Origin of the sequence: Aureitalea sp. L0-47 (genome assembly GCF_026126405.1) — a bacterium.
Classification (GTDB): domain Bacteria; phylum Bacteroidota; class Bacteroidia; order Flavobacteriales; family Flavobacteriaceae; genus Pukyongia.
Genome location: NZ_JAFMTQ010000010.1, coordinates 99,824 through 124,472, shown reverse-complemented (window position 1 = coordinate 124,472; position 24,649 = coordinate 99,824). Strand labels below are relative to the sequence as shown.

The 24,649-nt window shown below is 43.3% G+C and carries 24 protein-coding genes; 16 read left to right on the top strand and 8 right to left on the bottom strand.

All coding sequences use genetic code 11. The features are described 5' to 3' along the window. Nucleotides 1–155: 155 nt before the first annotated feature. The 12 genes from J1N09_RS10965 (at nt 156) to J1N09_RS10910 (ending at nt 15,479) form a co-directional block, all read left to right on the top strand. Complete coding sequence (locus J1N09_RS10965) at nt 156–1,388, top strand: M48 family metallopeptidase (protein ID WP_265200243.1); 1,233 nt, start codon at nt 156–158, stop codon at nt 1,386–1,388. Between the two features lie 74 nt (nt 1,389–1,462). Next, on the top strand, nt 1,463–3,667 hold the full coding sequence (locus J1N09_RS10960) for a RelA/SpoT family protein (RefSeq protein WP_265200242.1): 2,205 nt from the start codon (nt 1,463–1,465) through the stop codon (nt 3,665–3,667). Between the two features lie 23 nt (nt 3,668–3,690). Beyond that, nucleotides 3,691–4,170 carry a Fur family transcriptional regulator gene (locus tag J1N09_RS10955; protein ID WP_265200241.1) on the top strand — a complete coding sequence of 160 codons (480 nt, stop codon included), beginning with the start codon at nt 3,691–3,693 and terminating at the stop codon, nt 4,168–4,170. 5 nt (nt 4,171–4,175) lie between these two features. Further along, complete coding sequence (locus tag J1N09_RS10950; protein WP_265200240.1) at nt 4,176–5,447, top strand: adenylosuccinate synthase; 1,272 nt, start codon at nt 4,176–4,178, stop codon at nt 5,445–5,447. Between the two features lie 45 nt (nt 5,448–5,492). Further along, complete coding sequence (locus tag J1N09_RS10945; RefSeq protein WP_265200239.1) at nt 5,493–7,226, top strand: OstA-like protein; 1,734 nt, start codon at nt 5,493–5,495, stop codon at nt 7,224–7,226. A 1-nt stretch (nt 7,227) separates the two neighbouring features. After that, entirely contained in the window at nt 7,228–8,415 is a 1,188-nt protein-coding gene (locus J1N09_RS10940; protein ID WP_265200246.1) for an aspartate aminotransferase family protein, read from the top strand. Nucleotides 8,416–8,553: 138 nt separating this feature from the next. Next, entirely contained in the window at nt 8,554–9,954 is a 1,401-nt protein-coding gene (locus J1N09_RS10935; RefSeq protein WP_265200238.1) for a tetratricopeptide repeat protein, read from the top strand. A 32-nt stretch (nt 9,955–9,986) separates the two neighbouring features. After that, nucleotides 9,987–10,958: a DUF368 domain-containing protein gene (locus tag J1N09_RS10930; RefSeq protein ID WP_265200237.1), complete on the top strand. Its 972-nt coding sequence runs from the start codon at nt 9,987–9,989 to the stop codon at nt 10,956–10,958. Nucleotide 10,959: 1 nt separating this feature from the next. Next, nucleotides 10,960–11,982 carry a DUF368 domain-containing protein gene (locus tag J1N09_RS10925; RefSeq protein ID WP_265200236.1) on the top strand — a complete coding sequence of 341 codons (1,023 nt, stop codon included), beginning with the start codon at nt 10,960–10,962 and terminating at the stop codon, nt 11,980–11,982. Then, nucleotides 11,975–12,706: a shikimate dehydrogenase family protein gene (locus J1N09_RS10920; protein WP_265200235.1), complete on the top strand. Its 732-nt coding sequence runs from the start codon at nt 11,975–11,977 to the stop codon at nt 12,704–12,706. The genes J1N09_RS10925 and J1N09_RS10920 overlap by 8 nt, the downstream gene beginning before the upstream one ends. Nucleotides 12,707–12,804: 98 nt before the next feature. Further along, nucleotides 12,805–14,847: a DUF349 domain-containing protein gene (locus tag J1N09_RS10915; protein ID WP_265200234.1), complete on the top strand. Its 2,043-nt coding sequence runs from the start codon at nt 12,805–12,807 to the stop codon at nt 14,845–14,847. Nucleotides 14,848–14,849: 2 nt separating this feature from the next. Further along, entirely contained in the window at nt 14,850–15,479 is a 630-nt protein-coding gene (locus J1N09_RS10910; RefSeq protein ID WP_265200233.1) for a class I SAM-dependent methyltransferase, read from the top strand. Nucleotides 15,480–15,611: 132 nt separating this feature from the next. Here the strand turns inward: J1N09_RS10910 and mazG are convergent, their stop codons facing one another. The 4 genes from mazG to ruvX all read right to left on the bottom strand — a co-directional run bounded on the left by mazG (nt 15,612) and on the right by ruvX (nt 18,060). Continuing rightward, nucleotides 15,612–16,385 (bottom strand): nucleoside triphosphate pyrophosphohydrolase, encoded by a 774-nt coding sequence (gene mazG, locus J1N09_RS10905; RefSeq protein WP_265200232.1) that lies wholly within the window; start codon nt 16,383–16,385, stop codon nt 15,612–15,614. A 68-nt stretch (nt 16,386–16,453) separates the two neighbouring features. Next, nucleotides 16,454–16,864, bottom strand: coding sequence for a DUF5606 domain-containing protein (locus tag J1N09_RS10900; RefSeq protein ID WP_265200231.1), 411 nt, complete (start codon nt 16,862–16,864; stop codon nt 16,454–16,456). Between the two features lie 57 nt (nt 16,865–16,921). Further along, a complete protein-coding gene (def, locus tag J1N09_RS10895) occupies nt 16,922–17,512 on the bottom strand; it encodes a peptide deformylase (protein ID WP_265200230.1) in 591 nt (196 codons plus the stop codon). A gap of 134 nt (nt 17,513–17,646) precedes the next feature. Beyond that, entirely contained in the window at nt 17,647–18,060 is a 414-nt protein-coding gene (gene ruvX / locus J1N09_RS10890) for a Holliday junction resolvase RuvX (protein ID WP_265200229.1), read from the bottom strand. A gap of 94 nt (nt 18,061–18,154) precedes the next feature. On the opposite strand from ruvX, the gene J1N09_RS10885 reads away from it, so the two are divergent. Then, nucleotides 18,155–18,970, top strand: coding sequence for a 2,3,4,5-tetrahydropyridine-2,6-dicarboxylate N-succinyltransferase (locus J1N09_RS10885; RefSeq protein ID WP_265200228.1), 816 nt, complete (start codon nt 18,155–18,157; stop codon nt 18,968–18,970). Nucleotides 18,971–19,091: 121 nt separating this feature from the next. Here J1N09_RS10885 and J1N09_RS10880 read toward each other — a convergent pair whose 3' ends face one another. Further along, nucleotides 19,092–19,847: a lipopolysaccharide kinase InaA family protein gene (locus J1N09_RS10880; RefSeq protein WP_265200227.1), complete on the bottom strand. Its 756-nt coding sequence runs from the start codon at nt 19,845–19,847 to the stop codon at nt 19,092–19,094. 45 nt (nt 19,848–19,892) lie between these two features. Here J1N09_RS10880 and J1N09_RS10875 point away from each other — a divergent pair, with 45 nt between their 5' ends. Together J1N09_RS10875 and J1N09_RS10870 are read left to right on the top strand one after the other, a co-directional pair. After that, a complete protein-coding gene (locus J1N09_RS10875) occupies nt 19,893–20,972 on the top strand; it encodes a glycosyltransferase family 9 protein (RefSeq protein WP_265200226.1) in 1,080 nt (359 codons plus the stop codon). Between the two features lies 1 nt (nt 20,973). Continuing rightward, complete coding sequence (locus J1N09_RS10870) at nt 20,974–21,555, top strand: class I SAM-dependent methyltransferase (RefSeq protein ID WP_265200225.1); 582 nt, start codon at nt 20,974–20,976, stop codon at nt 21,553–21,555. On the opposite strand, the gene J1N09_RS10865 is transcribed toward J1N09_RS10870, so the two are convergent. Next, on the bottom strand, nt 21,556–22,365 hold the full coding sequence (locus J1N09_RS10865; RefSeq protein WP_265200224.1) for a glycosyltransferase family 2 protein: 810 nt from the start codon (nt 22,363–22,365) through the stop codon (nt 21,556–21,558). It lies immediately after the preceding gene. Continuing rightward, the gene (locus tag J1N09_RS10860; RefSeq protein ID WP_265200223.1) at nt 22,362–23,195 is read right to left on the bottom strand and encodes a glycosyltransferase family 2 protein; all 834 of its coding nucleotides are present in this window, start codon (nt 23,193–23,195) and stop codon (nt 22,362–22,364) included. Before J1N09_RS10860 ends, J1N09_RS10865 begins: the two co-directional genes overlap by 4 nt. Before the next feature lie 36 nt (nt 23,196–23,231). Between J1N09_RS10860 and J1N09_RS10855 the strand changes: the two genes are divergently transcribed. After that, entirely contained in the window at nt 23,232–23,969 is a 738-nt protein-coding gene (locus tag J1N09_RS10855) for a glycosyltransferase family 2 protein (RefSeq protein WP_265200222.1), read from the top strand. Here the strand turns inward: J1N09_RS10855 and J1N09_RS10850 are convergent. Next, entirely contained in the window at nt 23,966–24,649 is a 684-nt protein-coding gene (locus tag J1N09_RS10850) for a polysaccharide deacetylase family protein (RefSeq protein WP_265200221.1), read from the bottom strand. The two genes, J1N09_RS10855 and J1N09_RS10850, sit on opposite strands and share 4 nt — an antisense overlap.

Below are 24,649 nucleotides of genomic sequence, written 5' to 3'. Positions count from 1 at the left end.
AGCAGTTAGCAGTTAGCAGTTAGCAGTTAGCAGTTAGCAGTTAGCAGTTAGCAGTTAGCAGTTAGCAGTTAGCAGTTAGCAGTTAGCAGTTAGCAAAAAAACCAAAAACCTAAAATACCAACGTACTAATATTCTAAAATACTAACATACTATCCTTGGAACCTCGTACTCTCTTCTACATATTAATTGGCATTATAATAATCAACTTCTTTATCGACAAGATCCTGGATTTTCTTAATGCGAAGCACTTTGGGGATCCGTTACCGGAGGAGATATCGGATGTATACGACGAGGAAGCCTATCGAAAATCGCAGTCGTATAAAAAAGAACGGTTCAGGTTTGGGATATTTACATCCAGTATTTCGTTTGTCGCTACTTTGCTATTCTTCTTCCTGGACGGCTTTGAGTTCGTTGATAAGCTGGCGAGGAATTATTCTGAAAACAACATTGTTGTCGCTCTGGTTTTCTTCGGAATTTTTGCGGTCGCTGCTAGCATTCTAAGCCTTCCCTTTTCATATTACAGCACTTTTGTGATCGAAGAAAAATACGGTTTCAATAAAACCACCCTTAAAACATTTATCCTGGACAAGATCAAGGGAATGTTTCTAACTGCTTTGATTGGCGGTCCGCTGCTAGCTCTGATCATCTGGTTCTATGAGTTTGCAGGTCCGAATTTCTGGCTGTACGCCTGGGCGCTTATCACGCTGTTCTCCATTATTATGAATATGTTCTATGCCCGACTTATTGTTCCTATGTTCAATAAGCAAACGGCACTCGAGCCCGGGGAACTCCGTTCGGAAATTGAGACCTACGCTAAGAAAGTAGGTTTTACCCTGGAAAAGATCTTCGTGATAGACGGTTCAAAACGAAGCACAAAGGCAAATGCCTATTTCTCTGGCTTCGGCAGTGAAAAGCGTGTAACCCTATACGACACTCTTATCAATGACCTTGAAAAAGAGGAGATCGTCGCTGTTTTGGCTCACGAAGTAGGACATTATAAGAAGAAACACATACTGATCAATCTTTTTGCTTCCATAGTAACCACCGGTTTTACATTGTGGATACTTTCACTGTTGGTGGGTAATCCAATTCTTTCTGAAGCCTTAGGGGTACAGCAACCCTCTTTTCATATAGGATTGATCGCCTTCGGAATACTTTTCACTCCAATTTCCGAAATCACCGGGCTACTTATGAACTTCCTTTCCCGAAAATTTGAATACCAGGCAGATAACTATGCCAAAACGACATACGCAGGTACTCCGCTCATATCGGCATTGAAAAAATTGTCGAAAAACAGCCTGAGCAACCTAACCCCACATCCTGCCTACGTTTTTGCCCACTATTCTCACCCTACCTTGTTGGAGCGAATCAGAAACCTGAGGGCTTAAAATCTGTATGTTGGGAAAATCGCTGAGGCACAAAATTTGTTGGTACTTACGAACCAATATTGTACATTTATTTTATGACTGAGGAAGTACTGGAAGCGGAGAAAAAGGAACTCACCAAACAATATAAGGAACTGCTCAAGATCAGCTACCGAAACTTAACGGCAGCCGATAAGCGACTTATACGTTCGGCTTTTGATGTTGCGGTTGATGCGCACAAGGATCAGCGGCGCAAGTCTGGTGAGGCCTATATATTCCACCCATTGGCGGTAGCTAAGATAGTTGCCAGCGAAATCGGGCTGGACGCAACATCTATTGCTGCTGCTTTACTTCACGATGTTGTAGAGGATACAGAATATACACTTGCAGATATTGAGCAACTCTTCGGAGAGACGGTTGCCCGCATCGTTGATGGGCTCACGAAGATCTCCCAGATGCCGTACGATAAGAACGCCTCACTTCAGGCGGAGAATTTCAGAAAAATGCTACTCACATTGAATGAAGATGTGCGTGTGATCATTATTAAGATAGCAGACCGTTTGCACAATATGCAGACTATGGATTCCATGCCGGAGCACAAACAGGTGAAGATCGCTTCGGAAACCCTTTACATCTATGCTCCTATGGCTCATCGTATCGGACTTTACAACATAAAAACCGAGCTGGAAGACCTTGGGTTAAAATATACAGAGCCCGAAGTTTATGAAGATATCCTAAGTAAGATCAAAGAAAGCAAGGAACAGCAGGATGCGTATATCGAGGATTTTACCAGAGTAATAAAAGACTCCCTCGATGCAGAAAAGTTGAACTACGATATCAAGGGACGTCCCAAATCCATTTTTTCAATAAGAAGGAAAATGATGGCGCAGAGCGTTACCTTCGATGAGGTCTACGACAAGTTTGCAGTTAGGATTATTTACAAGAGTGACGCCGAAAATGAAAAATTTATTGCCTGGAAGATCTATTCCATCGTTACGGATCACTTCAGGCCGAATCCTACCCGGCTCAGGGATTGGATTTCCTCACCTAAATCCACGGGTTACGAAGCCCTGCACATTACGGTAATGGGACCCCAGGGACGATGGGTGGAAGTACAAATCCGTTCCGAACGAATGAATGAAATTGCCGAGAAAGGTTATGCTGCTCATTACAAGTACAAGAATACCGAGAAAGAAGACATAGGACTCGAAGGCTGGCTGAACAAACTTCAGGAGACATTGGAAAGCTCGGAGGTGAGTGCAGTGGATTTCGTAGAGGACTTCAAACTGAATTTGTACTCCAAGGAGATCTTTGTTTTTAGTCCGAAGGGTGATTTGTATTCCCTTCCGAAGGGAGCCACCGCGCTGGACTTTGCTTTCCATATACATACGGAAGTAGGTCTGCATACGCGTGGCGCTAAAGTGAACGGTAAACTGGTTCCATTGAGTCATGTTTTGAAAAGTGGTAACCAGGTCGAGATCATGACTTCCGAAAAGTCGAAACCTACGGCCAACTGGTTGAACTACGCTACTACGGGAAGAGCGAGATCCAAGATCAAATCGTCGCTCAAAGAGGAGAAAAAGGAAATCGCCGCCGAGGGGAAAGTGATATTGGCAAGAAAGCTGAAATCGCAGAAGATCACTTTGGATGAAAAAACCGTTAATCAGCTTGTATCCTATTTCAAACTGAATACAAGTCTCGATCTTTTCTATCGTGTTGGTGCAGGTATCATCGATAATAAGAAGATCAAAGACTACGCGGCTTCACGCTCCAATGCACTGATGTCTTTTATAAAAAACCGAATCCGTAAACCCGGTCAGCCCGAAGATGTAAACAAGGAAGAGATCACTGAAAAGTACGACCAGCTTGTCTTCGGAAAAGAAGAAGAGAAACTGGATTACAAGATTGCCAATTGCTGTAATCCCATTCCGGGTGATGATGTATTTGGTTTCCTAACTGTAAACGAAGGACTTAAAGTACACAAGCAGAATTGTCCGAATGCCCTGCAGCTTCAGAGTAATTATGGATATCGAATTATGCAGGCCAAGTGGATCGACTCCACACAAAGCGATTTTAGGGTAGAACTAAAGATTTCGGGAATTGACACCATTGGGCTTGTGAATGATGTGACAAAAGTGATTTCGGGCAACTTGAACATCAATATGAAGAGTGTTCATTTCGACAGTGATGATGGAATCTTTACAGGGAACATCATCGTGGTTGTGAAAAACAAGAATATTCTTAATAACCTGGTGGAAAAAATTAAAAATATAAACGGAATAGAGAAAGTAAAAAGAGCATAAATAGCTACCTTTGTTCCTTTGGTATGACTGCAAAAACGGATCAAAATAACCAGGCGATCGTCAAGAATGTATTCACTACATTTCTTGAAGAAAAAGGACATCGCAAAACACCGGAGCGATTCGCGATCCTTCAGGAGATATATGACCATAACGACCACTTTGATATTGAATCGTTATACATCAACATGAAGAATAAGAATTACCGGGTGAGCCGTGCAACCTTATACAATACCATAGAACTGCTGCTGGAGTGCGGACTTGTGCGAAAGCACCAGTTCGGGAAGAACCAGGCGCATTACGAGAAATCGTATTTCGACAAACAACACGATCACGTGATTCTGGCCAACGGAGAAGTGATCGAGTTTTGCGATCCGCGGATTCAGTCTATCAAAAAAACCATCGAAGAAGTTTTCGATATCGAAATTACCAACCATTCACTCTATTTCTACGGAAATAGAAAATCTTCCGACGCAAAAAGCTATTCCGGTCGGAAAAACTCATAATACTTATGGCAGTAGATTTACTACTAGGATTACAATGGGGAGACGAGGGTAAAGGAAAGATCGTCGACGTATTAACCAAGAATTACGATGTGATCGCTCGATTTCAGGGTGGCCCCAATGCGGGACATACGCTGGAATTCGACGGTATAAAACACGTTTTACATACCATCCCCAGTGGGATCTTCCACGACAATGCGATCAACCTGGTAGGTAACGGGGTTGTGATAGACCCGGTCATCTTCAAAAAAGAACTGGATAACCTTGCCAAATTCGATCTCGATTACAAAAGCAAGTTGCTGATATCCAGGAAAGCGCATCTTATCCTGCCAACGCACCGACTACTGGATGCAGCGAGCGAAGCGTCTAAAGGAAAGGCAAAGATCGGTTCCACCCTCAAAGGTATTGGCCCAACCTATATGGACAAAACCGGCAGGAACGGTATTCGCGTGGGTGACCTGGAAATGGATAACTGGGAGGAGAAATACCGCGCATTGGCAAACAAACATCAGGCGATGATAGATTTCTACAAAGCAGAGATCGAATTCGACCTTGCCGAAATGGAAGCTCAATTCTTTGAAGCCATTGAAGTACTAAAAGAACTTACCTTCATAGACAGCGAAGAATACCTCTTCCAGGCTCAGAAAGAAGGAAAATCCATCCTTGCTGAAGGTGCGCAGGGATCTTTGCTCGATATCGACTTTGGAACCTATCCTTACGTGACCTCATCCAATACTACTGCGGCAGGTGCCTGCACAGGACTCGGTGTTGCCCCCTCAAGGATCAAAGAGGTCTTCGGAATTTTTAAAGCCTATACCACACGTGTGGGTAGTGGCCCCTTCCCCACCGAACTTTTCGACAGTTACGGTGAGACCATGGGAAGAGTTGGACGAGAATTTGGAGCTACAACCGGAAGGCCAAGACGTTGCGGCTGGCTGGACCTGGTGGCTCTCAAATACGCAGTTCAGGTGAACGGAGTGACCCAACTCATGATGATGAAAGGTGATGTATTGAGTGGTTTCGACAAGTTAAAGATTTGTACAGCCTACAAATACAAAGGAGAAGATATCGCACACCTTCCTTATAATATTGAGCGCGAGAATGTACAACCTGTTTACACGGAGCTAAAAGGCTGGAAGGAAGATCTTACTACCATGAGAGATCCTTCTGAATTCCCCCAAGAGTTGAACGATTATATTGATTTTCTTGAAAAGGAACTTGAAGTACCTATCAAAATTGTTTCTGTTGGGCCGGACCGAACGCAGACAATTCACAGGTAACTCAATATTTGTTGGTATTTTCGTTCTAGTATTAAAGAATCCTATTTGAAGATATCAAACTACATACTCTTTTTTTTCTTCCTCTTCGGATTTTCAATCTTCGCTCAGGACGAAGGAGATAAAACCAAGGTTTCGGTGGAATCCGGCTACCTTGAGGTAAAACCGGAATTTCCGGATGCTATCATCTATACCAAGGACCGTTCAGGGCAAGTATACATAGTGCATGAAGGTGTTGAAATGTGGTGCGACCAGGCTTATGTATATCTGAAAGACAACTTCGTAAAGGCCTACGGAAAAGTGCGCATTGAACAGGGTGATACGGTTTCAATGCGAAGCAAGTACGCCGAATACAACGGGAACACTCAGTTCGCATTTGCCAGTGGTGATGTAGTACTTCAGGAACCAAAAACGACACTTAGAACAGACACCCTTTACTTCGACAGGATCAAGCAGCAGGCTTACTACCGTAGCGGAGGAACGGTACGCGATACGGCCAGTACATTAACCAGCAGGATAGGCCGCTATTTCGCCAATTCAAAAAAATACCAGTTCCTGTCTAGTGTAAAGATCGTAAATCCGAAGTACACGGTAAACAGCGAGCAACTGGATTTCTATTCTGAAACGGGCGGCGCCTATCTCTACGGTAAATCTACTATCGTTTCAAAAACAAGCACCGTGTACTGTGAACGGGGATACTACAATACGCGAACCGACAAAGGTTATTTCGTGAAGAATTCGCGTGTTGACTACAACAACCGAATTCTCTATGGGGATAGTATTTATTTCGACAGGAATAAGAGCTTTGCTTCGGCGACCAATAATATAAAAGTGCTCGATACGGTAAATAGAAGTGTGATTCGCGGACACTATGCTGAAGTATTCAGGGAGAAAGATTCTGTTTTCATCACAAAAAGAGCTGTTGCCATTACCTTGCGGGATAACGATTCCGTTTATGTGCATGCCGATACTTTGCGAGTTACCGGCAAACCGGAGAACAGGATCATTAAAGGATTCTACAGGGCGAGAATGTTCAAACGCGGCACGCCTCCCGATGAACCGACGAGCGGAAAATGTGATTCCATCTTTGTAAATCAGAAAGAAGGTATTACCAAGCTACTTCGGAATCCAATTCTCTGGACCGGAGAGAACCAGATGACGGGAGATACCATCCATATCCTTTCAAACAAGGAAACCGAAAAACTGGACAGCCTTAAGGTCTTTAACAATGCCTTCCTTGTTCAGAAGGACAGTGCAGGTTACAACCAGGTGAAGGGAGAACGGCTTATAGGGCTATTCACTAATAATGAACTGGATACGGTCAATATCATTAAAAACACCGAAGTAATCTACTTCTCCAGAAACGATAAACAGGAACTGGTAGGGATCAACAACACTACGTCCAGTTCAATACAAATGTACCTCGAACAGCAGCAGATCGTTGGAATTAGGTTCAATAAACAAGCTAAAGGTAAAGTGTACCCACCTTCCTTATTCCCGGAGAATGCGAGGAAACTCCCCGGTTTTATCTGGCGAGGTGATGAACGACTGCAGCGGGTTGAAGATTTGTTTAAGGGAAAACCGGCACCGATGCTTCCGAAGATACAGGGTATTCCCCTTCCTGAGGATGAAGGAGAGTTCTTCGAAGACGTACCAGAAGACGAGATCGAATTACCGGAGGCTTCGAAGCTCAATCCTAAAGACCTTCAGAACAGGGAAGACGATCCAAAGGCAGAAACGAGAAAAGAATATTCGGAAGGTGAAAATGACAGTGGCGGATAATATGAACGAAGAGTTCTTAAAATACCAGGCACAGACCACACCCCATCCCCTAGGAATGGAGGTGTCTCACGCCGAAGGGAGTTACATTTACGACACTTCGGGTAAGGCTTACCTCGATTTCGTGGCAGGTGTTTCGGCCTGTAGCCTAGGGCACAGACATCCCAGGGTAGTGAAAGCCATCAAGGATCAGCTGGACAAATATCTGCATGTAATGGTGTATGGCGAATATGTGCAACAGCCTGCTCTTGAACTCACAAAACTACTGGCAGAAAAACTTCCCAAGCCACTTGAAACCACTTACCTTGTTAACAGTGGCACAGAGGCCATTGACGGAGCTATTAAACTCGCGAGGCGGTCTACGGGGAGGTCGGAGATACTATATGCGGACAAAGCCTATCATGGGAATACCTACGGTGCACTAAGTGTTATGGGGTACGAAGAGCGAAAAACACCTTTTGGCCCGCTCCTGCCCGATTGTCATGCTATTGAGTTCAATTCGGAAGCGGATTTATCCAAGATCACCGAAAATACAGCCGCAATACTACTTGAAACCATCCAGGGTGGTGCGGGTTTCATACTGCCAAAGAGCGACTATCTCAAGAAAGTAAAAGAACGTTGCGAAGCAGCGGGAGCCCTACTAATCCTGGACGAGATCCAGCCTGGTTTCGGGCGGACAGGAGCATTATTCGGTTTTGAACACTTCGGAATTGTCCCGGACATACTTGTAATGGGAAAAGCAATGGGTGGTGGTATGCCTGTGGGGGCATTTACAAGCTCTCATGAACACATGATGTTGCTAGGTGATAATCCAAAACTGGGACATATCACAACTTTCGGAGGAAATGCAGTGATTGCAGCTGCCGCTTTAGCAACCTTGCGGGAGATCACGGAAAGTGATCTCATAGCACAGACCCTTCAGAAGGAAAAAATAATTAGAAATAGGCTTCAACATCGGCTAATCCATGAAGTTCGAGGGAAAGGGTTGATGCTCACTATAATAGTAGGCAGTCCCGAAATAGCTTCCGAAGTAATACTCGAATGCCAGAGGCGCGGACTTATACTTTTCTGGCTGTTGTTTGAACCTTGCGCCATTCGCATCACTCCACCACTTACCATCAGTGAGGAGGAAATAAAAAAAGGATGTGCCATAATTACAGAGGTAATGAATGACCTAGGTAGAAATATTTAAACACCTAACTATTTGTTTAACAGCGTTTTAATTTCTAAAAAATCTGTTAATAAGCTTGTTAACAAGAAACACGGCACAACTATTGAACCACTAGTTACATTACTATCTTTAAATAGAAGAAACCGTTAAACATAGCGTATGCACTCTAGCCCTAACGAGTATAACAATTTCTCTCTCACCCGATTCGAATCCATGCTGAAGACAAACAATGTGCTCTTCTTCGACTCTGCAGAGTTCGAAGAGATCATTCAGCATTACCTTGAAAACGGGAAGATAGCCCTTGCAAAAAAGGCGGTAAAACTCGGTCTTGAACAACATCCTACTTCCACCAACCTGAAATTATTCCAGGTTGAAATGTTCATTTTTGAAAACGAACTTGATACTGCTGAAGAATTATTGGATACCTTAGAACCTCTAGAACAATCGAACGAGGAGATCTACATACAAAAGGCCAACATCCTTTCTCGAAGGGATAAGCATAAAGAGGCGATCAAACTACTTCAAAAAGCCCTCGAAATAACAAACGATGAGGCAGATGTTCTCTCCCTTATTGGTATGGAATATCTGTTTATTGAGGATTTCGAGAATGCCAAGTACAATTTCATGAAATGCCTGGAGCAGGACGAAGAAGACTATTCTGCGCTATATAACATTATTTACTGTTTCGATTACCTGGAGCAGCATGAAGCGGCTATTGATTATCTGAATGACTTCCTGAACAAAAACCCATACTGCGAAGTAGCCTGGCACCAAGTGGGAAAACAATATACCAATCTTCAGGAATTCCCAAAGGCGCTGGCTGCTTTCGATTTTGCCATCATCAGTGACGATAGCTTCATTGGTGCCTACCTCGAAAAAGGAAAAGTACTTGAAAAGCTCGGGCGTTATGAAGATGCCATTGAAAGCTATACGATCACTCTGGGACTAGATGACCCTACGTCCTTTGCGCTACTGCGCATAGGGAAGTGCTACGAAAAGCTTGGGAATAGCGAAATGGCTCTTCAGTTCTATCATAAATGTGTAGAAGAGGATGGATTATTGGATAAGGGCTGGATCGCAATTACCGACTTCTATTTCAAACGCAAAAACTATCAGAAGGCCTTGTACTATATTGACAAAGCCATCAATATCGACAGTGAAAACGTCCTGTACTGGAAGCGATATGCCAAGATCAACAACAAGCTGAATCTTTTTGAAGAAGCTGAACACGGCTTCCGAAGAAGTATTGAATTAGGAAACTACGAATTGGAAACCTGGTTGGCGCGAGCTGACATCCTGCTTCAATTAGGTGAATTCGAAGCAGCCATCAATAATTTGCATCAGGCTGCTGAATTCTATGTGGAATCGGCTGAGATCGAATACAGGCTTGCCGGAGTTCATTATTTACTCAACGAGGACGGAAAGGGTGAATATCATCTTAAGAACGCATTGAAGTTTGAGCCGGAATACGCCATGATCATCGAAGAGATCTTTCCAGCGATCTACGGCAGGAAGTCGGTCCAGCAATTAATCAAGAATCAACAGAACCCTTCTCTGTAAATTGCGTATTTTTGGCGGAATAAACAACTTCCATGCCTTCACGTAATCTTCTGCAATACCTTGTTATATCTGCCAAAGGAATAGCCATGGGTGCGGCCGATGTGGTCCCCGGCGTTTCAGGGGGTACCATAGCGTTTATCTCAGGAATTTACGAGGAGTTGATCGAGACGATCCATAAGTTGGACCTGGGCTTTTTCAAGCTGTGGAGACGAGGAGGTTTCAAAGCAGCCTGGAGCTCATATAATTTATCATTTCTGTTAGCATTATTTTCAGGGGTAATCGTCAGTATACTATCCCTGGCGAAACTGATTACCTGGTTACTTGCCACCCACCCTATCATGGTATGGTCTTTTTTCTTCGGACTCGTTCTGGCGAGTATACTTTTCATTGGAAGACAAATTACAGGTTGGAATCTGAAAACCATAATAGCCATTGTTCTGGCAGCGACCTTCGCACTGTATATTACGTTAGCAAAACCTGTTGGATCGCCAGACAGTACATGGTTTCTATTCATTGCGGGCTTTGTGGCGATAATTGCTATGATACTTCCCGGTATCAGTGGTGCATTTATACTTCTGCTGCTGGGTGCTTACGCACCGGTAATGGAAACCTTATCCCAGCTTAGTACAGGCATAGGAGAAGGAGATTGGGGAGCGGCCGGGAATGCCGCCCTTCGCATAGGTGTTTTCGCCATTGGTGCCATCGTAGGCCTGAAAGTGTTTTCCCGCACCTTGAACTGGATGTTCAAACATTATAAGAACCTTACTCTGGCCGTGCTGACCGGGTTCATGATTGGCGCCCTTAACAAGATATGGCCCTGGAAAAAAGTGTTACAGTATCGAAGAAATCATAAAGGTGAAGAAGTTCCGTTTATTGAAAATAGTGTGCTGCCTTCTACTTATGAAGGAGATGCTCAATTACTTTGGGCTATGGTTTTCTGCCTTGTAGGATTCTTAACAATCTATATATTAGAGCGTATTTCAGTGAATAAAAACGCCGTTTGAGATGTACGAGAAACGTTCGCTATGGGATCAATTCTGGCTAGTCATGAAAGGACTAGCAATGGGTGCTGCGAACAAAGTTCCCGGTGTGTCGGGAGGGGTGGTGGCCTTTGTGGCGGGGTTTTATGAAGAATTTATCTATTCGCTTCAGAAGATAAACCGCAAAGCCTTTAAGCTTTTCATCAACGGGCGATTTAATAGCTTTTTTCAGTATATCAATGGTCGGTTTCTTGGTCTGCTTATCCTGGGGATGGTGATCAGCTACTTCAGTGTCTCCAAATTGCTGGATTATCTCATTGTACACTACGAGTTGTATGTGTGGAGTGCATTCTTCGGTATGATAGTCGGATCTATTTATTATATCGCCAAAGGCTTTGGAGAGTGGAACCGAAAGTACCTGGGTTACCTTTTACTCGGAATCCTGGCAGGTGTTAGTATTAGTTTCCTGGAACCGGCAACTCAAAATAGCAACCTGGTCTTTGTTTTTTTCTGCGGAATTATTGGAGTGTCCGGGATGACATTACCCGGCCTGTCTGGGTCGTTTATCCTGATCCTACTAGGAAATTATGTGTTATTGCTGGTAGACTCGGTGAACGCTTTATTTGATACACTCGCTGAATTGTTCCAGGGCGATACCGGTTTTGTATCGGATCCCGTTCGCATTCAATTGCTAAAAGTACTGGTTGTATTCTCCCTGGGTTCGTTAGTAGGTTTGGTTTCATTGTCCCACCTGCTAGCCTATGTTCTTAAAAGATATCATAACGCCACCTACGCCGTGATAATGGGTTTTATTGCTGGCTCCCTGGGTGTTGTCTGGCCGTGGAAAACCAAGAAATTCGAATACGACGAGTTAGGCAACATTATGTACGATGCTAATGGATCGGCTATCATAAAGGATTATGAGCGTTTCTGGCCATCAGAATTTTCGTTCGAAACCCTTTGGGCAATTTTATTTATTATTGTAGGAATCCTGCTCGTACTCAGTTTAGACTGGTATCAAAAACACAGGACCCCGGACCATGGCTAAATACGGATTGTTAGGTAAAGACTTAAGTCATTCATTTTCCAAGGCCTTCTTCACGAATAAATTCGAGAAAGAAAAGCGAAAGGCTACCTATCACAATTTTGAACTCGAATCCCTCGACTTGTTTCCTGAATTGACATATAAAACCGAAGGCTTAAAAGGCCTGAATGTCACGATACCTTATAAGGAGGAGATCATCCCCTACCTGGATAAAATAGATAAAGAGGCCGCAAAGATCGGAGCCGTTAACACCATTAAATTTGGCAAGAACGGCAAGTTGATTGGCTATAACACGGATCACTACGGGTTTGCGAAGGCATTAGCCGACTACTTCCCAATTAAGGAAAAGACAGCTCTTATTCTGGGTTCCGGAGGAGCTTCCAAAGCCATCAGTTATGTGCTTGATGCCATGGAATTTGACTATGAAATTGTCGCTCGTACACCGTCTATCGACTCCATCTCTTACGATTCCCTGGACAGGGAAATAATGGAGGATCACCTGCTAATTGTTAATTGTACTCCAATAGGCACTTCCCCCAATGTTGAAGACTGTCCGCGCATTCCATATCAGTATATTGGTGAGGATCATGTACTCTTCGACCTTATCTATAATCCCACCGAAACAGAGTTTATGAAACGTGGCTTTGTGAGGGGCGCAAGGGTGAGCAACGGGCTGAAAATGCTTGAATATCAGGCCCAAAAAGCCTGGAAAATTTGGAATTCTTAAATTTCCCTACTATTCTCCCAAAATAAGAGCGGCAGCTTTGCCGTTTGCATAGTAGTTACTATCTTACATTCCATATTCGAACTTTAACATTGAAACAGATGTCCGACAAAAAATTGCCAAAAGAAGACCTTCCTATATCAAATTCCGAAGAAAAAGAACCCGAGGCTGCTACCACTGATGCGCCCGCGGAACAGGAGGAAACTGTCGAGGAGGTAGCCGAGGAATCACCGGCAGAAACCAAGGAGGAAAAGGAACTAACCGAGAAAAAGACAGTTGAAGAACCGGCTGCAGAGGAATCGGTTGTAGAAGAGAACTCAAAAGAAGCGGAAGCTGATTCCGAAGAGGATGATCATGGAGATGATGAGGACGAGGTGAAGTCTTCGGATGAAGAAGAGCATCACGAAGAACACGAAAAGGAAGAAGCGGTTGATTACCATACCCTGTCCAAAGAAGAGCTTATTGGAGCGTTAAAGGATCTACTTGCTACCGAGCCCGTTCAAAGAATAAAAAATGATGTTGAAGAGATACGTTCTGAGTTCAATGCGAAGTTCAATGAAGAACTGGAACAGGAAAAGGAAAAATTTCTAAAGGAAGGCGGAAATATTATCGACTTCCACTTTACTACACCACTGAAGAAGACATTCAATTCTCTATTCTTTGATTACAGGGAAAAGCGGAATGAGCATTTCAGAAATTTAAAAAAAGACCTTCACGCCAACCTGGAAAAACGCCAGGAACTCATCGAGGAGTTGAAGGGATTACTTAACGCCGAAGAGAATATCAACACTACCTACAGGCATTTTAAAGACATACAGGACAGGTGGCATACCGCGGGGCCAATCCCCAGGGATAAGTACAACCTTATCTGGAACACCTATCGCCACCACGTGGAGAATTTTTACGACTTCCTTCACCTCAACCGGGAATTCCGAGATCTAGACTTTAAACACAACCTGGAGCAAAAGATAAAGCTTATCACAAGGGCTGAAGAACTTCAGCAGGAAGAAGATATCCCAAAAGCATTTCGGGAACTGCAGATGCTTCACAAAATGTGGAAAGAAGATATCGGACCTGTTGCGAAAGAATACCGGGAGGACGTATGGGACAAATTCAGCGAGGCAACAAAAGTCATTCACGACCGCCGTTCGGAATATATGAAAGCCATGGAGTCCTCTTTCGAGGAAAACCTCGCAGCGAAACAAAAGATCGTTTTGGAGATCAGCGAGATCACCTCCGGTGCCAAACCAAGTCACCAGGGATGGCAGAACGCAATAAAGAAAGTTCAGGCATTAAGGGACAAATACTTCGAGATCGGTAAAGTACCAAGGACTAGTAATAAAGAAATCTGGAACAGTTTTAAGGAAGCCACACGAAGTTTTAATAAGGAGAAGAACGCTTTTTATAAGAACCAGAAGAAAGATCAGTATACCAATCTTGAAAAGAAAAGAGAACTCATCAAGATCGCACAGGAGAATAAAGACAGTGATGACTACGAAGCAGTCACTCCATTGATGAAAAAGATACAGTCCGACTGGAAAAAGATCGGTCATGTGCCCAGAAAAGAGAGCGACAAGATCTGGAAGGAATTCAAGGATGCGTGTAATCATTATTTCGACAGGTTGCACAGTCAGAAAAACGCAGCCAGCAAGGAAGAAGAAGCGCATTACGAAACCAAAACCAAACTTCTTGAGGCGATAAAATCCCTCGAACTTAGTGGAAACAAGGAAGATGACCTGGCTCTTATCAAGGAGAAGATCAAGGAATGGAAGGGCGTTGGACGTGTACCATTTAAGAAAAAATCCATTGAACAACAGTTCAACAAGGCGCTGGATACGTTGTTTGGAAAACTGGATCTGAACAAGAAGGAGACTGAGATGATCAAGTTTGAGAATAAACTCAACACCATGGTTTCCCAGGAGGACGAGCGCAAATTGAAGAACGAGCATTTCTTCATTTCCAAGAAGATCGACGAAACCAAACACGAGATCAATCAACTTGAAAATAACTTAGGATTCTTCCAACATGTCGATGACTCGAATCCACTTGTTCAGGAAGTTCACAAAAACATTGCTCGACACAAGGAACAGCTGGAAGTTTGGAAAGCCAAACTGAAGCGTATCAAGAAAGTTAGAAACGCCTGATCATGACTTCCTGCCTGCTTTGCCATAGTGAAAGTACGGCGCCGTATTTCGGGGATAGCTTACACAAATTCTTTGAATGTTTTAACTGCGGAACAGTATTTCGCGATCCCGCGAATTTTCCCAGTCCTTCGGAAGAGAGAGAACGCTACCTTACGCACAATAACGACGTGAACGATCCTGGTTACCAGGAATTCGTGTCGCCCATTACCGAAGCCGTTCAGAAGTATTTTACAAAAGGAGCCACTGGTTTGGATTTCGGAGCAGGTACAGGTCCCGTGATTGCTAAAGTGCTAGGTGATCATGGCTATGCGATCGAATTGTACGACCCCTTCTTTCATCCGGATAGGGAAGTGCTTAACAAAAACTATGATTTCATAGTGTGCTGTGAAGTAATTGAACATTTTCACCGTCCCCAGGAAGAATTTCTAATGTTAAGGCGACTATTAAAACCCGGTGGCCGACTCTTCTGCATGACAGATCCCCTACCTGAGGTGAATTTCGACAAATGGTATTATAAGGACGACCCGACGCATGTGATTTTTTATTCTGAAGAGAATCTTACTTTTATCAAGGAAGATACAGGGTTTGCCGAACTCATCACGAGAGACCGTTTGATCATCTTTTCCATCTAAAACTGAATGAATGAATGTTTTGTTCGATGTGAGTTATCGGGTTGCGGGTTGATAGTTGTTAGTTGTCGGTTGTCGGTTGTCGGTTGTCGGTTGTGAGTTTAAACGAATAAACAAATCAACGAATCAACAACCCTAACTCTTCTTGGCCTCTTCCCAGTACACATCCATCTCGGCGAGGGTCATCTCTTTGAGAGATTTTCCGAGTTCCTTAGCCTTCCCTTCCAGGTACTGAAAACGTTTTATGAATTTCTTATTGGTGCGCTCAAGGGCATTTTCGGGATCTACTTTCAGAAAACGAGCGTAGTTGATCATGGAGAAGAGGACATCCCCAAATTCGGATTCAATATGTTGCTTATTACCTTCTTTAACTTCGTGTTGCAATTCTTCCAGTTCCTCCTTCAGCTTTTCAAACACCTGCTGCGGTTCTTCCCAGTCGAAACCAACTCCGGCTACTTTATCCTGTATTCTATTAGCCTTTACCAGGGCCGGAAGTGAATTCGGGACCCCTTCCAGCACACTTTTCTTACCTTCCTTGAGTTTTAGGTTCTCCCAGTTTTGCTTTACCTCCTCTTCATCGGCCACGGTGACGTCTCCATAGATATGGGGATGACGAGCGATCAATTTCTCACAGATATCATTGGCCACATCGGCTATGTCGAAATCGTTCGTCTCACTACCGATACGGGCATAGAAAACGATATGCAGCAACAGGTCGCCCAGTTCTTTTTTTACTTCGGAAAGATCATTTTCCAGGATGGCATCGCCCAATTCGTAGGTTTCCTCGATGGTAAGATGCCGCAGGGATTCCATGGTTTGTTTTTTGTCCCACGGGCACTGCTCCCTAAGCTCATCCATGATGGTGAGTAAGCGATCGAAAGCCTGTAACTGTTGTTCTCTGGAGTTCATAGAACAAAGCTAATTTAAAAGCAATTCAGAAGTAAAAAGAGTTATTAAAAGTGATTAACAAAGAACGGTTATTCCTCTTCTGAAGCATCTTCAGCAGTGAACTGGGTAACACCGCTCTTCTGGAGCAAATTGTACCATTGTACCACTTTTTTGATATCGCTTGGATATACCCTATCCTCATCGTAATCTGGCAGCACTTCGAAGAAATACTCCTCCAGTTCATCTTTGGACGACTTGTGGTTGATAGCAGGACCCCCGTTTTCCTTTTCGGAGATCTTCGAAAAAACCTTTCCTAGCGGAACTTCTTCCGTAAGCGTGTAAATGGCGATCTCGGAGAGTAAGCTTACGTTATGACGGCCGCTAACACTGATCTTCTTCCCGTCGATCAGGGATTCGGCCAGGAAGCCACTTCGTGTTTGTGTTTTGAGTTCGTAAAGACCCGGTTTACCGGAAATAGAAAGAATTTTCTCTAAGCTCATTTTTTTACCAATTTACGGCGGCAAATATCTACCCTAACTTTTAGTTATGCAAGGGCATTAACGTTTCTTTTTCGCGTTCGGGAATCGCATGCGATAAGACACATCGATCTTTCCTTTTGAAATATTCGCCAACTTTCCTTTGATCAAGCGTTTTTTAAGTGGAGAAAGTTTATCGGTAAACAAAACTCCTTCAATGTGGTCGTACTCATGCTGAATGATCCGCGCCACGATGCCGTCGAAAGTCTCCGTGTGTTTTCCGAAGTTCTCATCCAGATATTCCATGGTGATCTGTGGTTGTCTGAATACATCCTCGTTGATATCCGGAATACTCAGGCAGCCTTCGTTAAAAGCCCACTCGTCTCCTTCCTCCTCCAGTATCTTCGCGTTGATAAAGACCTTTTTGAAGGTAGAACAGTATTCTCTTTCCGCTTCGGAAAGATCGTCGTCGTCTTCGAAGGGTGTAGCATCCACAATGAAGAGCCTTATCGGTAATCCTACTTGCGGAGCGGCCAAACCAATCCCTCTTGCACCGTACATGGTCTCGAACATATTTTCGAGCAAGCCTGCAAAATTGGGATAGTCCGAGTCTATTTCTTTTGTTTTCTTTCGTAAAACAGGATCCCCGTATGCTACGATAGGTAATGTCATATAAACTTTTAATGTTTGTTGTTCAGTGTTCAGTGTTCGGTGTTGGGTGTTGGGTGTTTATAAACTTGTTTGAAATATCTATATCCTAACTTCCAACTTCTAACTTCTAACTTCTAACTTCTAACTTCTAACTTCTAACTTCTAAAATAAATATAATCCTGAAGAATGATGGTCGCGCTTATCTCATCAATCAAGGCCTTATCTCTTCGTTGCTTTTTTTTAAGTCCGCTGTCGATCATAGTCTGAAACGCCATCTTACTGCTGTACCGTTCGTCCACTCGTTTCACTTCCATCTCAGGAAACTTTACTACGAAGTCCTTTAGAAATTTTTGTATTTCTTCTTCTACGGCACTATGCGTGCCATCTTTTTGCTTTGGTTCGCCAACTAGCACAAGTTCCACGGTCTCTTCGGAAAAATATTTTGCGAGAAAAGACTGAAGTTCTTTTGTTGGAACCGTAGTTAATCCGGAGGCGATGATCTGAAGTTCATCTGTCACCGCGACCCCTGTACGTTTGGTTCCATAATCTAATGCCAGAATGCGACCCATAGTTGGCGCAAAAATACCGATTTGTTAAATAGTATGCTAAAATTTACAACGGATTTAACGGCAGGCTGTATCTTTGTTCAAATTGAAAAAAAACATGAACAACCTTCAAAATATCATTGAAAAAGCCTGGGATGATCGCTCCCTTCTAACCGATCCTGATACCATAAGCACGATTCGAGAGGTCGTCCGACTCTGCGACGAAGGCGAACTGCGTTGCGCAGAACCAACCGAAAGCGGCTGGCAGGTGAATGAATGGGTTAAGAAGGCGGTGGTGCTTTATTTCCCCATTCAGAAAATGGAGACCATGGAGGCCGGGATCTTCGAATATCACGATAAGATCCCACTAAAGAAAGGCTACCAAGCAAAAGGAATCAGGGTTGTTCCACATGCCGTGGCAAGGCATGGTGCCTATATTTCAAAAGGTGTTATCATGATGCCGAGTTATGTGAATATAGGGGCCTATGTGGATGAAGGAACCATGGTGGACACCTGGGCTACCGTAGGTAGTTGCGCACAGATCGGTAAGAATGTACATCTCAGTGGAGGTGTGGGAATTGGTGGTGTTTTGGAACCACTTCAGGCTGCTCCAGTAATCATAGAGGACAACTGTTTTATAGGTTCTCGATGTATCGTTGTTGAAGGGGTACGTGTTGAAAAAGAAGCTGTACTTGGTGCGAATGTTGTGCTTACCGCTTCGACTAAAATCATAGATGTAACCGGAGATGAACCGATTGAGATGAAAGGAAGGGTTCCTTCTCGCTCCGTGGTGATCCCTGGAAGTTACACTAAGAAATTTCCTGCCGGAGAATACCAGGTGCCTTGTGCATTGATAATTGGTAAGCGGAAGGAAAGTACGAATAAGAAAACTTCATTGAACGACGCGCTCAGAGAGTACGACGTGGCGGTGTAGTGAAATAACAGATCTCAACTTCCAATTATCAAATAATTTCCAACTCCCAAGCTCCAATGCTGTAAGTTGAAAATTGACCTTTTGAATTTTATTTGTGATTGATATTTGTTAATTGGAATTTCTAATTATTCCTGCGTCTCCTCCTCACCTTCTTCGCATTCACTTTCTTCTGAAATGCCCTGCTGTACTTTGTCATGAGGGAATGCGTAAGTTCATAAGTGTTGTTCGAAAGATTCGCATAGGTTTCGGCCATGATGTTGATCATGTGTTTTGATAACCAAAGCCTTCGGAAATTCCGCATACGTTTTTCAAAGGACATAGGCTCGAAACGCATTCGGTTGAGGTCGATGAGGTAAAAATCATACTTCTCCTCCCCTTTATCGACGATTAATGTATTTCCAGGCGAATGATCCAGGAAATTCACCTTGTTTTCATGTAATTCGTAGGTAAACTTTGCCACCTGTCTCAGGATCTCATCTCTGTTGGGCCACTTCGGATTGTGGTTGAGCACCCGGAAATCGAAGTCGTAATCCAGGTGCCTGCTGATATAATAACTCTTTTTTAATCCTGCTGAAAAGTCTTCAGAAAAACAAACAGGGAAAGGAGTATTAATGCCTAGTTCTGTGAGTCGGAGGGCGTACTCGTAGGAACGCCTGGCTTTGCTCTTCCGAAGGAAACGATATACCAGCCCTTGAAACAAACCTGGTGTCTTAAACTTTTTTATATTGAAGAACTCATCACCGATCTTCACTTTCTTGATCACATTTCGCTCTCCTTTTGTAATGAAATCTTTATTCTCCGAAAATCCATTGATCGCCTCCTCCAACTGTGGTCGAATTGATTTATAATCCGGATGTATCACAAAGGTTTTGGCCATGTCAAATTTTAATAACTTCGAAAAAAGAGATACTTTGCGAAGGTAATGCAACCTAAGAAAATACTTGTCATTCAGAATAAAAGAATTGGGGACGTTCTCATCAGTTCTGTGATCGCCAATAACATCAAAAAGGTGTTCCCAAACAGCCATGTAACCTATTTCGTCTACGATTACACTGCGGGGGTCCTTGTGAACAATCCCAATATTGATCAGATCATTCATGTGAAGGAAAAAAAGCTGAAGAAGATCCCCAACCTGATGAAGACGCTAAAAAAAGTGCGCAAGGCGAAATTCGACATTATCTTCGACCCGTATTCTAAATTTCAAAGTCGGATGATGTGCCTGTCGAGCCGGGCGGAGTATCGCATCGGACTGAAACGTGCACACAAGACGCTGAAGCTACCCTTTTATACTCACCCGGTGAGTTTTCTTGAAAAGCGTTCGAAAAACTGTGGTAAGGCGATAGAAGACCGAATCAATTTAATAAGTTCTGTCTTTGAATTGGATAACCCGGATTATGAACCAAAGATCTTTCTTTCTTCTGAAGAAAAACAATACAACGTACTTAAGGATGTTGATCACCCGGTGATCATGCTAGGAGTATTAGGCAGTACACCACAGAAATCGATGCCATACGAATATGTTGCGGATCTTATCAACTATATCACGGATCATTACAAGGTGACCTTACTATTCAATTATGCACCTCATCAAAAGGACGAAGCCTATAAGATCTATTACCTGTGCAGGGGTAAGGACCAGATCAATCTGGATATTTACGAAGACTCTATTCGGGGTTTTATAAAACTTATGAACCAATGTGATTTATTAGTTTCAAACGAAGGCGGAAGTGTACACATTACAAAGGCCTTATACAAACCTACCTTTACCATATATTCGCCTTATGTGAACAAGGAACACTGGTCGAGTTTCGAAGATGGAAAAACACATGACTCCATCCATCTGCTGGAAGAAAAACCTGACCTGTTCGATAGTTTCACCTTGGAAGAAAGAAGAAGAATAGAAGAGAATCCATCCGAACTGTACTCAAAATTAACGCCGGAAATGATTCTGGAGAAACTAAAACCCTTCCTGGAACACCATCTTAAAAACGCCAGAAAATAGTATGAACATCATCGATAAATTTCATCACTGGCGACGAAAATTGCGCTGGAACAAGCAATACAAGAGTGGTCGATGGGACAGCCTGCAGAGCGAGAAAGAGGCCTTTAGATATCAGCAGATCGTAGAGTACATCCGTGATTTTGGGCCGAATAACCCATCCATCCTGGACATTGGTTGTGGAGATGGGGTTCTTAATCTTAGGATGGAAGATATGGAGTACAGCTATTTCCTTGGTTTGGATTTTTCAAAAGTTTCTATTGAAAAAGCCAAAGCCCGGAACTTTCCTAAAGCGGAGTTCATTGCCGAAGATGCGATCAAGTATCAACCGGATCGCAACTTCGATGTCATCGTATTCAACGAAGCGTTTTACTACATCCACGATTCGGAAAAACAAAATGTCCTGGACAGAATGCTGGATCACTTAAACCACCAAGGAATAATGATCATTTCCATATACAGGGAAGGCACGGGATGTTGGGAGTATTTTAAGGACAATTCGAGGTTGAAGGAATTGGCGTTTACCAAGGTCACTACCGATGAGGAGTTGCGGTACTGGAAAATTGGCGCTTATAAAAAAGTTTGATCACTTAATGCCAAACTCGGTTCTAGTAGCTTTGTTTCGCCTTGTTTCCCTGCGGATCTTATTATTTTTTTCTATCATCTCAGGCTTTACGTACCCTCGTTCGTGATGTAAATGAAGGGTTATTAGTCCGTAGCGTGCCTGCACAGCTTTAATTCCACTATTCATAAGCCTTTCCCCGAATTCACGATCTTCACCCCCGTACTCCATACGTTCGTCAAACCCATTTACGTTCAATATATCCTTTCGCCAGCCCGAGGCATTATTTCCATCCCAGGTAGCTTTGGTAGGGGTTAAAGTATTCAACAATCGTTCTTTTAGTTCGCCCTTGCTAAATTTATTCAATTTGAAAGATTTCTTAACACCTTTCTCAATTAACCAATCCGTGTCGAAACAGCGCTGTGTTTGAATATCTTCCTTTGAAATAATCTGTGAGACATGCTCAGGTAGTTTGAAATACCCACCGGAGAGAAAACATCCGGATCTCCTCAATTCGATATGGCGAACTACGAGGTCGTTTCTCGGTATACAATCACCATCCGAAAATATTAGATACTCTCCTTCCGAAGCCATGATTGCTTTATTCAGAATTACTGTTTTTCGAAAGCCGTCATCTTCCTGCCAGACGTGTTTGATCCGTAAGTTTGATTTTTTCTGAAAATTATCTATAACCGCCTTTGTTTCACTGCCCGAACCATCATCAGCTATGATGATTTCAAAGTCTTTATAAGTTTGCTGTTCGAATCCCCATAGAGCTTTAACAAGCCAATCCGGCTGGTTATAAGTACTCAAAATGACCGATACGGAGCTCATTCGGCGATTGTTTTCTGGATAATTCCATAATCCGTCCATTTTTTACGTTGATCCCGGGTTTCCTTGCGAATTGCCCGATTCTTATCGATGGATTCCTGGTTCTTATACCCCCTGGGATGATCCAAATGTAAGACCACGGCATTATAGCGGATCTGTTTGCTCTTGATGCCATAATTCATCAGGCGCTCACCCAATTCTCGGTCCTGTCCGCCATACTGCATGCGTTCATCAAATCCGTTTACAGCCACGATGTCTTCTTTCCAACCGCTTGCATTATGTCCGTTCCAACTGGCATTCGTTGGTGTTACAGCATTCAGGATACTGGCAAGGGCGCCGCTAGCACTTAGCTTATTGTTTTTGAAGGAAGATTTGAGTCCGTGTTTTTTCAACCAGGATACATTGAAGCAATCTTCAGAATAAATAGTATCCCTGCTTATCATTTCTGAAATATCCATCGGCAGCATGAAATATCCTCCTGAGAGAAAGTATCCTTCCTCCCTGAATTTCACGTGCTGCTCCACGAAGTCCTTGCGCGGTATACAATCCCCGTCACTCATGATAATGTAGGGTGAATTGCACTGCTGTATAGCCTTGTTAAGGATCATCGACTTTTGAAAACCATCATCTTCATGCCAAACGTGTACTATGGGATAGAACACTTCGCCCGACATTTTATCGACCAGGGTTCTGGTTTCTTCCCCTGAACCATCATCGGCTATGACAATCTCGAAATTTCTATAGGTCTGATTGTTGTATCCCAATAACACTTTTTCCAGCCAGGCGGGGGAATTATAAGTGCTTATTATGATGGACGTGTCTAAGGCCTTCATGGGTGCAAAGATAAAGTTATTTAGTAAGTTTGCCCTATGCGTACACTATCGGTGATCATTCCGTCTTTTAACGAAGAAGATTATATAGAAGACGCCCTCAGATCGGTATCATTTGCCGATGAGATCATCCTTATCGATTCCTTCAGCACCGATAAAACGGTAGAATTGGCCAAACCGTACATAACCAAGTTACTTCAGCGGGAGTTTGATAATTTTTCAGCTCAAAAGAACTACGCCCTTGAACATGCTTCGGGAGAGTGGGTGTTATTCCTGGATGCCGATGAGCGCGTGACACATTCCCTGGAAGACGAGATAAAGCAAACTATTTCTCAACCAAAGCACAGCGGATACAAGATCAATTTTCCGCATTTTTATATGAATCGTTTCCTCTACCATCACAGCGACGATGTGCTTAGGCTTGTGAAGCGTGCAGGGGCGCATTACACCGGTACAGTCCATGAAAAGTTACATTGTGAAGGCAGTATAGGGAAATTGAAGAATCACATGCTTCATTATACCTACAAAGGACTAGAACCTTACATCCTGAAAAAGGAGTCCTACGCATGGTTCCAGGCAGAGCAGCTGTATGAAAAAGGTAAGAAAGCCACCTGGTTTCACCTTTGGATAAAGCCCGGATATCGGTTTTTTCGCTCTTACATTCTGAAAGGAGGTTTCCGGGATGGAATTCCAGGCTTAACTGTAGCCATGGTCAATGCTTACGGAGTCTTTCAACGATATGTAAAACTTCGCTTGTTACACAAACAGCTGCGCTAAAGCAACTTTCCGTATTTTACTTTTCTACTGAATTTAGCCATGCTGTATTCCCCTTTAATATCGAGTCGCTGGATTTCGAACGGATTTGGAAACGGAAAGCGGTTAACGCGGTTCCCAATTCGGAGACCAAAGTGTATTCCACGATTTTTAAGCATGTTTACAAATTCTACCTTAGCCCCTTTGTCCCTTGGGTACTTGCCATAGGGATATGCCAGGGAATTACTGAAACTAAGTCCTGATTTACCTACCAACTCAAAACACTTATCCATATCGGAAGCAACCTCATCCAAGGAAATCTCATGATACTTCGGATGCCCAAACGAATGGTAACTCAATTCAACTGCGGAAGGGTCTAGCGCGGCCAGGTCAGCTGAAGTCATTATTGGTAGTTCACCACTATTCCATTCGTCCGTTTTACCAAGGAAGCCCAGGGGTACAAAAACAGTGGCTTTGAGCTCGTATTTCTGAAGCAAAGGCAAAGCTAGTTCCATAAAACTCACATAGGCGTCATCGAAGGTAATTACCATGTTCTTTCCCTTCGGAAGGTCGGTGCGATCTTTTAATTCGCTAAGATGCCAGGTAGAATAACCCTGCTCATTGATCCATGAAAATTGGGCTTCCAATTCCGATACCCCAATGGTGAGGCCGGAACTGGAATCCGTGCTAACATGATGATACAT